The following is a 14,175-nucleotide window of genomic DNA, read 5'->3' on the forward strand; positions in this document are numbered from 1 at the left end:
TTGCCCGAATTCGTGCGCGAGGTGAAGCAGACTTTTTCCCGCTATTACAACAAAATCAAAGGGCGCAAGGGAACCCTGTGGGGCGAGCGGTTCAAAAGCTTGATCGTCGAAAAAGGAGAAACGCTGATCAACTGCCTGGCCTACATCGACCTGAATGCCGTCCGGGCGGGTATCGTCAAGCGCCCAGAGGACTATCGCTGGTGCTCGATGGGCTATCACAGCCAGACCGGCAACCGGGACGGCTTTCTTTCCACGGATTTCGGACTGGTGGAATTCGGTGAGATGGACGAGGCGGAGCGATTCCGCCGTTATCGTCGTTATGTGTATGAAGCCGGGGCGATAGGCCGGGCAGATGGGAAAAGTAAAAACGTCATCGCAAGGGCCATTGTCGAAAAAGAGCGTGAGCGGAATTTCGAACCCGCCCGAGCCGCCAGATTCATGAACAAAACCAGGTATTTTACCGATGCCGGCATCATCGGCTCCCGAGCCTTCGTGGCCGAACATTCCCAACAGTTCAGACATATCTTCCAATGCAGGCATGACAAAAAGCCCAGGCCCATCCAGGGGCTTGACGGGATTTATTCACTTAAGCGTTTGGGCACCTAAACCGGTTTTAACGCCATTTTTTATCACAGCAGCTGTCACCCTTGATGAAAAGGGGCCGGAGAGCTGTTTCTATTTTTGGGGTGTGGTGGCAACAAAACCTATCGGTCCGGATGCTTTGCTGAAAAGATCCTGAGAAAATTGGGCTTGGTCGGGCGATTTAACTCATTGGCATGAACGCCTCCCTGATGAATGGAGGGTGGCGGGGAGGTGTATCTGGTAAATGTGTATAGTTTGACTGTCCCTGTGTGCAGTTTGACTGTCCCTATGTGCAAGGCAATGGGGTGACGGGTGGATGGGACATGGGATTATTGGCTGTCGGGTTTCTCCGCTAGGGGGGCTTTGTAGTCGCAGCCGTCGTTGACGCATTTGAGATAGGTGCCTTCCCGCTTGCTGGTTTTTTCGACGAGATAGGGGGCGCCGCAGCGGGGGCAGGGCTGGTTGACGGGTTTGTCCCAGCTGGCGAAGGTGCAGTCGGGGTATTTGTTGCAGCCGTAAAAGACTTTGCCGCGCTTGGATTGCTTTTCGACGATTTCGCCGGTGCAGCCGGAGGTGGGGCAGGGTACGCCCAGGGAAGCGCCTGGACCGGTGTCCGCGTGGGCGGACTGGGTGTTCTTGCATTCGGGGTAGCCGCTGCAGGCGAGGAACTCACCGTACCGTCCCTGTTTGATCAGCATGGGCTTTCCGCATTTGCTGCACACTTTGCCTTCGGCCAGTTCGAAGGAGGGTTCCACAGGATGGATAACGCCTTTTTCATCGCGTTCGTAATTTCGGGAATAGGTGCAGTCCGGATAGTTGTTGCAGGCGATGAATGTTCCGTTTTTTCCGATTTTGATGTGCAGCTTGCCGGTTTTGCAGCTTGGGCAGGAAAGACCGGTGTCAAGACCCACGCCTTTGACGCTGACCATGGTGTCCTTGGCTTTTTCGAGTTCCACGGAAAAGGGGCTGTAAAAATCTTCGAGAAGCTTCTTGTAATCCATCTCGGACGATTCCACGCGGTCCAGGTTGTTTTCCATGCGGGCGGTGAAGGCGATGTCGAATACATCCGAGAAATTGGCGACCAGCAGGTCGTTGACGATGAATCCGAGCTCACTGGGTCTGAAGTATTTGTTGACCAGCTCCACATAGCCCTTGCTGCGGATGGTCGACAGGATCGATGCATAGGTAGACGGCCGTCCGATACCGTTTTCCTCGAGTTCCTTGACCAGCGACGCTTCGGAAAACCGGGGCGGGGGCATGGTGAAATGCTGTTTGGGTTCCAGTTTCTGAAGCGTCAGACGCATGCCCTCGGAAAGATCGGGAAGGACTTGTTTGCGTCCGTCTTCCTCCTTTTCCTTTTCGGCTTCGGTGGACATGTAAAGGGTCATGAATCCGGGAAACCTTACGGTCGAACCCGTCAGGCTCAAGGTGTAGGGACCGGCTTCGATGGAGAGGGTATTCTGGTCGATCAGGGCTTCTTTCATCTGGGAGGCCAGGAAACGACGCCAGATCAGGGTGTAGAGATCAAGCTGGGCTTTGTCGAGATAAGGGGCCAGGGCCTCCGGCGTGTTGTGTACCGAGGTGGGTCGGATGGCCTCGTGGGCGTCCTGGACCTTGTTTTTGTTTTTGAAAAACCGGGGCTTGTCGATGGCGTAATCCGAACCGAAACGCTCGTTGATGAACGCGATGGCTTCATTGGCGGCGTCGTCGGCGATGCGGGTGGAGTCGGTACGCATGTAGGTGATCAGGCCCACGGGCTCGCCGGGGCCGAGTTCGATGCCCTCATACAGCTGCTGGGCCACCAGCATGGTCTTGCCGGCGGTGAATTTTAACCGGTTGATGGCGTCCTGCTGGAGCTTGCTGGTGGTGAAAGGCGGCAGGGGATTCCGCCTGGTGGTTTTTTTGGTAATTTTATCGACCCGGTAATCCTGGGTTTCAAGTTCCCGGGTGACGGCCATGGCCGTGTCCTGATCGCCGATCTTGATTTTTTTGCCGTCTTTTTTGGTCAGTTTGGCCTGGAAGGGCGGCGGGGTGTCACCGAGTAGGTCGGCGGTGATCGACCAGTATTCTTCGGGAATGAAAGCCTGAATAGCCCGCTCGCGCTCGCAGATGATCCGAACGGCCACGCTCTGTACCCGTCCGGCACTCAAGCCCCCCTGGATTTTTCGCCACAGAATGGGGGACACCTGATAGCCCACCAGGCGATCGAGGATGCGACGGGCCTGCTGGGCATTATATTTATCGACATTCAGCGTCAACGGCCTGCTCAGGGCCTCGTTGATGCCTTTCGGAGTGAGTTCGTGGAACAGCACGCGGTGAAAGATTCGGTCTTTTTTCTTGAGAATATCGGCGGTGTGGTAGGCGATGGCCTCCCCTTCACGGTCCGGGTCAGGCGCCAGATACACGTCACTTGCGTTGTCCGCGGCGGCCTTCAGGCTTTTGATGATGTTGGCTTTGCCTTTGATGTTCTGGTATTTGGCCTTGAATCCGTCTTCGATGTCGATGCCGATTTCCTTGGGCGGCAGATCCTTGATGTGGCCGGAGGTGGCGGTGATGTTGAACTGTTTGCCGATATATTTTTTCAAGGTTTTCACCTTGGTGGGGGACTCGACGATAATAAGCGGTTTACTCACAATACATCCTTTTTGAGCGAAAACTGTTTCCCGGGGGATTGATCGACCAGCCCCAGGAGTTCAAGTTTCAATAAAATGCCGGAAAGAAGACCCGGTTCCACGGATACCCTCTCCAGGATATCATCGATATGAACGGGATAAGAATCCAGCACCTTTAATACAGACAATTCATTAAAATCAAGACTAAACTTTTTTTTTAAAACGTCAAGCCCCGGGGTTTCCGTTTCCGGAAAAGGCGGGGTGTGCGGGTCAGCCTGAGCGATTCCGGGGAGTTCCTCCAGGATGTCCGAAAGGGTTTCCACCAGTTTGGCCCCCTGTTTGAGAAGGCTGTGGGTCCCGCTGCTTTTGAACGAGCGAATGCTCCCGGGGACGGCGAACACTTCGCGGTTCTGTTCGGCAGCCAGCCTGGCCGTGATCAGTGATCCGCTTTTCTGGGCCGCTTCGATCACCAGGGTCCCGAGGGTCATACCGCTGATGATCCGGTTGCGCATGGGAAAATTCTTGGGCTCCGGTGCGGTGAAAAACGGAAACTCGGAGACCAGGGCACCGTTGTCTGCAATGCGATCTGCCAGCCGGCTGTTTTCCGGCGGATAGATACCGGAAAGGCCGTTGCCCAGAACGGCGACGGTCGGGCCGCCTGCAGCCAGCGCACCCTCGTGGGCTGCGGTGTCAATGCCCCGGGCCAGGCCGCTGACCACCGTTAATCCGGCGCCGGCCAGCCCGGAAGACAGATGTCGGGCATTGGACAATCCGTAACTGCTGGCGCCGCGTGAACCCACAACGGCAAGGCCTGGCCTGTCAGGCAGAGCCCCCCTGACGTACAGGACCGGCGGCGGATCGGGTATTTCCCGCAGCAGGGACGGGTAGTCCGGATCCGCCAGTGTCAGTATCCGGCAGCCCCGGGAGAGGGCGGCCTCGGTGTCACGGACAAGAGTCCCTGGGATGACGTGACCGGTGATGGCCCGGGCCAGCCTTGGCGAAATGCCGGGAACGGTCGCCAGATCCTCCGGGGATGCGCTGAGTACCCTCCCGGCCTGTTCGAAACGGTCGATAAGACGTTTGAAAAGAAGGTTGCCGATACCCGGCACACTTTTCAGGGTTAACCATGAAAGATCATTCATAGAGGCAGAAAAACGGCGTCAACGGGCAGACGGGCACAGGCAGCAGCCGGAGCCGACAGCGGCGCAGGGCCTTGGTGTTCGTGTCATTCAATTTTGTCGAGCATGGCCTCGGCCTTGCTCCCGGGAACGGTGAAGGGGTAGTTCACCACCACTTTTTTCAAATAGGCGACGGCATTTTCCGTGTCTTTCAATGCATGATACGAGTAGCCGATTTTCAGAAGGGCATCGGGTACCTTGCCGCCGTCCGGGTAGGTGTCGATCAGGTGTTTGAAGGTACTGACGGCCTCGGTGTACTGATTCCGGGAATAATGGATTTCCCCGGTCCAGTAAATGGCGTTGTCCGCCAGGGAATGATCGGGAAACCGGGTGGCCACGTCCTGGAACAGGGCCATGGCCCGATCGAAGTCCTTGTTTTTCAGGGCGGAAAAGCCCTGATTGTACAGGGCATCGGCCGAGGCTGTATCGGTCCGGACGGGGGCAAGCGGTTCTTCGGTGACCGATGCCGCCGACAGATCGTTGTCGGTGCGAGTGACCTGATCACGAGACGCGGGGCGGAATGCGCTTTCTGTCTGCTTTGGTGCGATGGGGGCTGTGAGTGTGGTGAGCCCCGATTGCCGGAGATTTTTTTCAAGATCGGCCAGGGTCAGTTCATGGGTGTCGACCATGAACTGAATCACGGAAACCCGATGGTAGATCTCTTCGATTTTCTGATGGGCTTCTTCGAGTTCGGCGGACAACTGGGTCACGGCCTGGCCGGAGTCCGGGCGCATGGTCCGGCATCCCGGGGCGAATGCGACCAGCAGGGCCGTGATCCCAAGGACAACGATACCGTGGATGGAAGAAAACGTCCGGGAATGTGTCATGAGGGCCTCCTCAGGCTGTTTCCGGCAGCCGTGCCGGGCTGCCGGAAACGTGAATCATTGCTCTTTACTTTTCCAGGCCATCAGGATGGGGCTGGCCACGAAAATTGATGAATAGGTCCCGATGACGATGCCGATCAGCATGGCCAGGGCGAAATGGTGGATGACACCGCCGCCGAACAGGAACAGGGCCACGACGACGATCAGGGTGGTGGTCGAGGTCAGGATGGTTCGGGACAGTGTTTCGTTGATGCTCATGTTGATCACCCGGTCAAGGGGCCTGCGGACGTCTTTGGCGATATTTTCACGGATCCGGTCGTAGACGATGATGGTATCGTTGAGCGAGTAACCGATGATGGTCAGAAGGGCCGCGATAATCGGAAGGTTGAACTCGATGTTCAACAGGGAAAAGACCCCAACGGTAATGGTTACGTCATGGACCAGGGCCACAATGGCCCCCAGGGCGAACTTTAGCTCGAGAAACCAGCAGAAGGCGATGCTGATCACAAGGGCGAACAGGATCATGAAAGGCATGCCCGCGCTGACGTTCACAAAGGGCAGTTTGTCGATCTGGGAGATGAAATACACGGGAATGCCGATGGCGGCGGCCATCAGGGCGCTCATCATCCATTTCAGTTCGAATCGGCCGGAAATGTAGATGGCGATCAGAAGGAGGGCAAAAAACATGGCCAGCAAGGCTTTTTTGCGGAGATCCTGGCTGATCTGGGGTCCGACCATGTCCACGCTGACGTCCACCACGCCCACACCGGTCACCCGGGTGAGGGTGGCCTTTAATTCGTCGATGAACGCCGAGTCGGCCATGAACGCCTGGGGTGTCCGGATCTGGAATTCGTTGTCCGAGTCATCGCCGAAACGCTGGACTGCCGACTGGGCAAGATTCGCTTCGGGCAGGGCTTTCTTGATGCCCTCGATGGGAAGCGGTCCGTCGAACTTGATCTGAATGGCCGTGCCGCCCTCGAAGTCAACCCCGTAGCGGGGGCCTTTGTGGGCGATCAGCGAGACGATGCTGACCAGCACCAGGCAGATGGAGACAAGGTAGGCCGCCTTGCGGATGCCGATGAAGTTGATGTTCGTGTCTGATTTGATAAACTGCATATCACGGTTCCTTTATCGTGGGAGAGCTAAATGCTGAGTTTTTTGATATCAAACGATGAAATCATAAAATCGAAAATCATCCGGGTGATGACCAGCGCCGTGAACAGACTGGCCACGATACCCAGGCTCAGGGTCACGGCAAAGCCCTTGACCGGACCCGTCCCGAACTGGAACAGAACCAGGGCGGCGATCAGGGTGGTCACGTTGGCGTCCAGAATGGTCAGGGTGGCCTTGTCAAATCCGGCCGCCACGGCGGCCGCCGGGCTCTGCCCCAATCGGATTTCTTCACGTATGCGTTCGAAAATCAACACGTTGGCGTCCACGGCCATGCCAATGGTCAGAATAAAACCGGCGATGCCCGGCAGGGTCAGGGTGGCCTGGACCATGGCAAGCCCGGCGGCCATCAAAAGGATGTTCAGCACCAGGGCGATGTCGGCGATGAGCCCCGCTCCGTTGTAATAAATGATCATGAACAGAATCACGAGGCCGCCGCCGATGGCCATGGACAGAAGACCCTTGCGGATGGAGTCCATGCCCAGGGTGGGTCCGACGGTCCGTTCTTCGAGAATTTCCACGGGTGCGGGAAGGGCGCCGGCCCGAAGGGCGATGGCCAGCACCTTGCCTTCTTCCTGGGTGAAACTGCCCGTGATGCGGGCGTGGCCGCCGGGTATCCTCATCTGGATGACCGGCGCCGAATACACGGTGTTGTCCAGAACGATGGCCAGGCGTTTGTTGACGTTTTCTCCGGTGATCCGCGCAAATTCCTTGCCGCCTTTCCGGTCGAAATCGATGGACACGAAGTATTCGTTATCCATGGAATCGAAGGACAGGCGGGCGTCGGTCAGGGCCTCGCCGGTCAGCAGCACCTCTTTCTTGATCAGGTAGGGCGTGCCTTTGACGCTGGTCCCGGTGGCGGGGTTTTTCACCATTTCATAGAGAATTTCCGATCCCGGAGGCGGTCCGTTGCGCAGGGCCTGCTGGACGTCGTGGGCTTCATCGACGAGTCGGAATTCAAGGACGGCGGTTTTACCGATCAGGTCCTTGGCGTTTTTTGTATCCCGGATGCCGGGCAGCTGAATGAGAATCCGGTTTTCGCCCTGTTTCCGGATGTCGGGTTCACTGACGCCGAACTCGTCAATGCGGTTCCGGATGGTTTCAAGGGCCTGGTCCGCCGATGATTTCTTGATGCGGGTCACTTCATCCTCGATCAGTGAAAGCGTGACTTCGGTGGATTCCGGGGTGTCCTTCCGGGACTGGATTTCAAGATCCTGAAAATCGTCCTTGAGCAGTGTTTTCAGTTTTTCCCCGGCCTCGAACGAATCAAGCACCACCAGAAGGTCCGGGCTGTTTTCGATCCGTTTGATGGTCCGTGCCCGGATCTGGGCTTTGATCAGGCTGCGCTTGAGATCGTAGAGCCGGGCGTCCATGGAATTCTCCACCGCCTTGTCGGTCAGGACTTCGAGTACGAGATGCATGCCCCCCTGGAGATCCAGGCCCAGATTGATTTTCTTGTGGGGCCAGAGTTCAGGCTCGCCGGTTCCCTTGGAGTACATGACAAGGGTCGGCAGGACAAAAATGACGGCAACGACCATGACCAGAAGAACACCAATAAGTTTCCAGGAAAACGCTTTCAATGCTTCAATCCTTTCTTGATCAATGATGGGCCCAAAACCCTGGGTACAGAGCGTTTCGGGGGGGCCGGATCACGGAAATTACAGTTTGACGGCAATGTTGGCACGGGTGACTTTGATACGGATTTTTTCAGCGATTTCAAGCTGGACATCCGTGTCTTCGACCTTGGCGATCACCCCGTGTATTCCTCCGGATGTGACCACCTTGTCCCCTTTTTTAAGGTTGTTGACCATTTCCTGATGCTCCTTGGCCCGTTTCTGCTGGGGCCGGATCAGAAGGAAATAGAAAATCACGAACATGAGAATCAGGGGGACGAAGGCGGCGAGCCCGCCGCCGGACTGGGAGGCTCCCTGGCTGGGGGCCATGGCATATGCAACGTTGATCACAACTGAACTCCTTTGGATGCAATAATAAATGATGGACGGGTACGACACCCGCCCGGGGCTTTTTCGTCTGATTCGGTTTCCGGCCCGAACGCCGCAGGAAACCGACCTGTAATCAGGACCGATATCGTGTCAACTGATACAGTAAAGCGAAAAAGGTGTCAACCTGCAAATCAGACGGGCCCTATTCGCAAACGATGCGGCTTTCTCCGGACAGCATGGCGTCCGAACCCTCGATGACGACGGCGATGTTCCGCTTTTCCTCGATGGCCAGGATGTCCCCGCGCTTTTTGTTAAGCAGGTACCAGGCCACATCCGCGGGTACATATCCCTTGGCGGTGGTGGCCCCCTCCTTGATGGTTTCCATACTCAGCTTGCGGAGAAAGGACAGGGCGAAGGCCTCGGTGGACTGAACCAGCCCCTTGCCCTTGCAGTGCTTGCAGGTGATGTAATTGCCGAATTCGATGGGTGGACGGATCCGCTGCCGCGACATCTCAAGAAGTCCGAACTGGGAAATCCGGCTGATCTTGGTCCGGGCCTTGTCTTCCTTGAGAAAGTTCTTGATGGTGGTTTCCACGGCGATCTTGTTTTTCGATTCCTTCATGTCGATGAAATCGATGACGATCAGCCCCCCAAGGTCCCGGAGACGCAGCTGGCGGGCGATTTCTTCGGCGGCCTCGATGTTGGTCTGACGGGCCGTTTCCTCGATGTTCCGGCTTTTGGTGGACTTGCCCGAGTTGACGTCGATGGCCACCAGGGCCTCGGTCTGGTCGATGACGATGGATCCGCCCGAGGGCAGGGGCACACGGCTTTCGAAGATCGATGCGATCTGACGTTCCAGCTGGAATCGGGCAAAAATCGGTTTGTCGCCCTTGTGCTGTTTGACCAGGCCCATCTGCCGGGGAGAGATCAGTTTGAGAAAGGTTTTGACCTCTTTGAGGATATTGGGGTCGTCGATCAGAATTTCGGAGACGTCCGGGGTCAGGTAGTCACGGATGGCGCGCACGGCCAGGGTCATTTCCTTGTACAAAAGCGTGGGTGCCGGTTCTTTTTCCGCGATTTTGTTGATGTCCTTCCACAGACGCATCAGATAGCTGACATCTTTGGCCATCAGGGTTTTGGTGGCGTTCTCGCCGGCGGTGCGGATGATCAGACCATACCCTTCGGGCAGCTTCAGCTTGGGAATGATTTCCTTGAGGCGGGTCCGTTCGGCTTCGTCTTCAATTTGCCGGGAAACCCCTTTGTTTTCACTGCCGGGCATGAGAACCACATGACGGCCGGGCAGGGAAATGAAGGTGGACAGCATGGCTCCCTTGTTCATGGAGGCGTCTTTGGTCACCTGGACAATCAGTTCCTGGCCGCGCTTGATGACTTTTTTCAGGCTGCGGTCGCCGGTGGGGTTGTCGTGGAAATAGTCACTGTGAATTTCCTGCATCTGGAGAAAGCCGTGACGGTCACTGCCGAAATCGACAAACACCGCCTGGAGACTGGGCTCGATCCGGGTGACAATCCCTTTGTAGATGTTTCCCTGGATGCTTTCCTTGGATGTGGTCTCGAGATGGAATTCTTCGAGTTTTGATTCGTTGACCCGCGCAATGCGGCATTCTTCGGAGTCAACGGCGTTGATGAGAATTTTTCTTGCCATAAGGGTTATGTTCTGGTTACCTCCACTTAAAGATAAGGGTGCATTTCGTTAATGATAAAAATAATTTATGTATCAATAGATAATTGATCGCGACACGTCAACACAAATGTGCCGAAGGGGGCCGGAAGGCCTGCCGCAACACACAAAAGCCAGGGAAACCGGGTCCGTCGCGGACAGGGGCGGGCCTCTGAATGGTACGCCGGGCTGTTATCGGGCTCCGATTATATAGAAATGATGAAAATTTGCAAGCGGTTGATGAGCATGGTCAATGTCAAATCGAAAAACAGGACCGGTTCCGACGACGATACCGATACAGACAGCCATGGCGGATCATGCCGATGGGACGTGCGTCTGCCCTGTTCCGGCCGCCCTTTTTCTTGCTATTTTCATCATTGTATGGCAATACAAGTGACTGCTCCGGATGATAATTTTTTGTTTTTTCAATTCATTGACCGTCAATCGAGATTGTGGGCAACGCGAAAGGTAAGAAAGTACCATGGATGAAAAGTACATTCCCGAGGTGATCGAGGCGAAGTGGCAGAAAAAATGGGACGACGAAAAGGTATTCAACGTCGCCCTGGCTCCCGATAAAAAGAAATACTATCTCCTTGAAATGTTTCCGTATCCATCCGGTAATATCCATATGGGCCATGTGCGGAACTATTCCATCGGCGATGTGGTGGCCCGGTACAAGACCATGCAGGGGTACAATGTGCTCCATCCCATGGGCTGGGACGCGTTCGGCATGCCCGCCGAGAACGCGGCCATCTCCAACAAGACCCATCCGGCGGCCTGGACCTACGCCAACATCGCCACCATGCGCGCCCAGCTGAAACGCCTGGGCTTCAGTTACGACTGGAGCCGGGAGCTGGCCACCTGCACCCCCGACTACTACCGCTGGGAGCAATGGCTGTTTATCAAGATGTTTGAAAAGGGCATCGCCTACCGGAAGGAATCCTTTGTGAACTGGTGCGAACCCTGTCAGACGGTTCTGGCCAACGAGCAGGTGGAAAACGACTGCTGCTGGCGCTGCGGAAAACCCGTGCGCCAGAAAAAGCTCTGGCAGTGGTTTTTCCGGATCACCGATTACGCCGAGGACCTTCTGGTGCATTGCGATCAGCTTCCCGGCTGGCCGGAAAAGGTCACCACCATGCAGAAAAACTGGATCGGGAAGAGTGAGGGCTCCGAAGCGGTGTTTGCCGTCGACGGCTCGGACGCTGCGATCCGGGTCTTCACCACTCGACCGGACACGATATTCGGGGCCACCTTCATGTGTCTGGCTCCCGAACATCCCCTGGTCGAGGAATTGTCCCGGGGCACGGACCAGGAAGCGGCGGTCAAGGCCTTTGTCGATCGGATTGCCATGCAGGATCGGTCGAGCAAGGCCCTGGAGAACTACGAAAAGGAAGGGGTGTTTCTCGGGGTTTACTGTATCAACCCCCTGACCGGCATGCGCATGCCGGTGTACACCGCCAATTTCGCCCTGATGGAATACGGCACCGGCGCCGTGATGTCCGTGCCCGCCCATGACCAGCGTGATTTTGATTTTGCCAAAAAATACGGTCTGGACATCATCGTGGTGGTCAGTCCCGAGGGGGGCGCCCTCGATGCCGCCGCCATGACTGAGGCCTACACCGAACCCGGTGTGATGGTCAACTCCGGCGAGTTCGACGGCATGCCCAGTGACGAGGCCAAGATCCGTATCACCGATCATCTGGAATCCCGCGGGCAGGGAAAACGCACCGTGTCCTTCCGTCTGAGGGACTGGGGCATCTCACGCCAGCGCTACTGGGGAACGCCCATTCCCATGATTCATTGCCCCACTTGCGGACCTGTGCCCGTGCCCGAGACCGATCTTCCCATTGTGTTGCCCGAAGACGCCGACCTCTTGGAATCCGGCGGATCCCCCCTGGGCACCCTGGATTACTTCAAGCGGGCCGTCTGTCCGTCCTGCGGCAACACCGAGGCCCGGCGCGACACCGACACCATGGACACCTTTGTGGAATCGTCCTGGTATTTCATGCGTTACTGCTGCCCGGATTACGACAAGGGCATGGTCGATCCCGAGGCCGTCCGGTACTGGATGCCGGTGGATCAGTATATCGGCGGCGTGGAGCACGCCATTTTGCATCTCTTGTATTCCCGCTACTTCACGCGGGTCATGAAGGATCAGGGGCTGATCGATTTCAAGGAGCCCTTTACCCGGCTGCTTACCCAGGGCATGGTCAACAAGGCCACCATTTCCTGCCCCGTGCATCATTATATATTCCCGACCGATGTCGTCGAGGGGGAGAACGGTCCCAGCTGCCGTCATTGCGGCAGTCCGGTGGAAATCGGACGGGTGATCAAGATGTCCAAGTCCAAGAAAAACGTCGTGGACCCCAACGAACTGCTCGATCGATATGGGGCCGACACCACCCGGTTGTTCTGCCTGTTCGCCGCTCCGCCCGAGCGGGGTCTGGACTGGAGTGACGAAGGGGTCGAGGGAAGTTTCCGCTTTCTCAGTCGTGTCTGGCGCATGGTCAAGGGCAGTGAGGACCTGCTGCGCAGGACCCCTCCCTATGCGGGCGGTCTGGACGGCCTTTCGGACAAGACGCGGGAGTTGTTCGCAAAAACCCATGCCGCCATCCGAAAGGTCACGTTCGACATCGAAGATGATTTCCATTTCAATACCGCCATCAGCGCCGTCATGGAACTGGTCAACGTGATGACCGCCATGGATCTGGACGGCGAAGACGAGATCCGGGACCGGGTCTTCCGCTTTGCCGTTGAATCCCTGGTGCTTCTGCTTTCTCCCTTTGTGCCCCATTTCTGTGAGGAGATCTGGGAAATGCTGGGCCATGATCAAAGCCTGCTGTCAGAACCCTGGCCCGTCCATGATGAGGCGGCCCTGGCGGTGGATGACATGCTGATCGTCATCCAGGTCAACGGCAAGCTCCGGGGCAAATTCACCATCGCCGCCGATGCCGATGAGGCCGCCGTCAAGGCCCGGGCCCTGGACGATCCGCTGGTGGCCAAGTTCATCGGCGACCAGCCGATCCGCAAGGTCATCGTGGTCAAAAACAAGCTCGTGAATATTGTGATATGAGACGTCTGTTTTTTCAATGGCTTGCAACGATTGCCCTCCTGGCTCTTTTGGTCCCGGGACTCTCGGCCTGCGGCTACCGGTTGGCGGGCGGGGGGGCCCTGCCGTCGAACGTCCGGACGGTCTGCGTGTCGATTTTCGAGAACCGGTCACGGGAAACGGGCATGGAGAACCGGCTGGTGGACGATTTGATGTATGAGTTTACCCGGAACGGCCAGAAGGTGGTTGGCGATCCCGGGGCCGCTCAGGCCGTGTTGTCCGGGACGATTACCTCGGTGTCCGTGGATACGGTCAGCTATGGTGCGGATCTGACCAGTCTGGAAAGCCGTGTGACGCTGACGGCCGATGTATTTCTGCGTTCGTCAACCGGCGAGGAGCTCTGGTCGGTCCGGGGGCTGGTCGAACGGCAGGCCTACGGCACCAGTCGGGATGACAGCCAGATGGGAGACGCCAACCGGCAGGAGGCCCTGGCCCTGGCGTCCCGTCGGTTTGCCGAATCGGTCTATGCCCGCATGACCGATGATTTCTGACAACGACGGGCGTTTTACGAAGCCGTCCAAACAGTGACTTTTGCGAGACCACGCAAAAAAGGCCTGCCGACGGGTATCGGTCAGACCTTTTTGATGGTGAAACGGTGTCTCGGTCGGCGGGGCTTAGGCGTTCATGCTGTTGACCAGTTTGGCCAGCCGGGAAATTTTTCTCGCCATGTTCTTTTTGTTGATCACGCCTTTTTTCGCTGATACGGCAATCACGGACTTTGCCTTGTTCAGAATTTCCATAGCATTTTCAGCGTTTTCAGCCTTGGCGGCACGCACAGATTTGATGGCGTTTTTCATTTTGGTTTTGATCATCATGTTGCGCTTGCGTTTGGTTTCGCTCTGAATGGCGCGTTTTTTTGCTGATTTATGGTTTGCCAACGATCCTACTCCTTATCTTTACGTGTTGAATGGATATTTTTTTAAAATCTGTCGGTGTCGCACCGGCCTGACCGGGCAATCACACGGTATAGGCTCATAAACTTCGACAAATTATAGTTTTTTCTGCGACAAGTCAAGGGAAAAAACGGCTGGGGCAGGGCAATCGCATGCCCCACGGCCATGCTCCGGATTTCGATGAGC

11 protein-coding genes are annotated in these 14,175 nt (G+C 56.5%); 3 read left to right on the forward strand and 8 right to left on the reverse strand.

Translation table 11 applies throughout. The features are described from left to right. On the forward strand, nucleotides 1-606 hold a 606-nt coding region (locus ACYQ11_RS04285; protein ID WP_459922510.1), incomplete at its 5' end, for a transposase. A 305-nt stretch (nucleotides 607-911) separates the two neighbouring features. Here the strand turns inward: ACYQ11_RS04285 and topA are convergent. The 7 genes from topA to ACYQ11_RS04320 form a co-directional block, all read right to left on the reverse strand. Then, complete coding sequence (topA, locus tag ACYQ11_RS04290) at nucleotides 912-3,215, reverse strand: type I DNA topoisomerase (protein WP_459922511.1); 2,304 nt, start codon at nucleotides 3,213-3,215, stop codon at nucleotides 912-914. Beyond that, a complete protein-coding gene (gene dprA / locus ACYQ11_RS04295) occupies nucleotides 3,212-4,336 on the reverse strand; it encodes a DNA-processing protein DprA (RefSeq protein WP_459922512.1) in 1,125 nt (374 codons plus the stop codon). The genes topA and dprA overlap by 4 nt, the downstream gene beginning before the upstream one ends. Nucleotides 4,337-4,419: 83 nt before the next feature. Further along, nucleotides 4,420-5,199 (reverse strand): tol-pal system protein YbgF, encoded by a 780-nt coding sequence (gene ybgF, locus ACYQ11_RS04300; protein ID WP_459922513.1) that lies wholly within the window; start codon nucleotides 5,197-5,199, stop codon nucleotides 4,420-4,422. Between the two features lie 54 nt (nucleotides 5,200-5,253). After that, nucleotides 5,254-6,312, reverse strand: coding sequence for a protein translocase subunit SecF (gene secF, locus ACYQ11_RS04305; protein ID WP_459922514.1), 1,059 nt, complete (start codon nucleotides 6,310-6,312; stop codon nucleotides 5,254-5,256). Between the two features lie 26 nt (nucleotides 6,313-6,338). After that, nucleotides 6,339-7,946 (reverse strand): protein translocase subunit SecD, encoded by a 1,608-nt coding sequence (gene secD / locus ACYQ11_RS04310; RefSeq protein WP_459922515.1) that lies wholly within the window; start codon nucleotides 7,944-7,946, stop codon nucleotides 6,339-6,341. 78 nt (nucleotides 7,947-8,024) lie between these two features. Then, nucleotides 8,025-8,330 (reverse strand): preprotein translocase subunit YajC, encoded by a 306-nt coding sequence (yajC, locus tag ACYQ11_RS04315; RefSeq protein ID WP_459922516.1) that lies wholly within the window; start codon nucleotides 8,328-8,330, stop codon nucleotides 8,025-8,027. Between the two features lie 181 nt (nucleotides 8,331-8,511). Continuing rightward, entirely contained in the window at nucleotides 8,512-9,972 is a 1,461-nt protein-coding gene (locus ACYQ11_RS04320) for an Rne/Rng family ribonuclease (protein ID WP_459922517.1), read from the reverse strand. 496 nt (nucleotides 9,973-10,468) lie between these two features. On the opposite strand from ACYQ11_RS04320, the gene leuS reads away from it, so the two are divergent. Both leuS and lptE read left to right on the forward strand, forming a co-directional pair. Beyond that, entirely contained in the window at nucleotides 10,469-13,060 is a 2,592-nt protein-coding gene (gene leuS, locus ACYQ11_RS04325; RefSeq protein WP_459922518.1) for a leucine--tRNA ligase, read from the forward strand. Further along, nucleotides 13,057-13,587 carry an LPS assembly lipoprotein LptE gene (gene lptE, locus ACYQ11_RS04330; protein ID WP_459922519.1) on the forward strand — a complete coding sequence of 177 codons (531 nt, stop codon included), beginning with the start codon at nucleotides 13,057-13,059 and terminating at the stop codon, nucleotides 13,585-13,587. Before leuS ends, lptE begins: the two co-directional genes overlap by 4 nt. A gap of 123 nt (nucleotides 13,588-13,710) precedes the next feature. On the opposite strand, the gene rpsT is transcribed toward lptE, so the two are convergent. Then, nucleotides 13,711-13,974: a 30S ribosomal protein S20 gene (rpsT, locus tag ACYQ11_RS04335; protein WP_459922520.1), complete on the reverse strand. Its 264-nt coding sequence runs from the start codon at nucleotides 13,972-13,974 to the stop codon at nucleotides 13,711-13,713. Nucleotides 13,975-14,175: the final 201 nt, after the last annotated feature.

It is taken from the genome of Desulfatiferula olefinivorans (genome assembly GCF_054657895.1).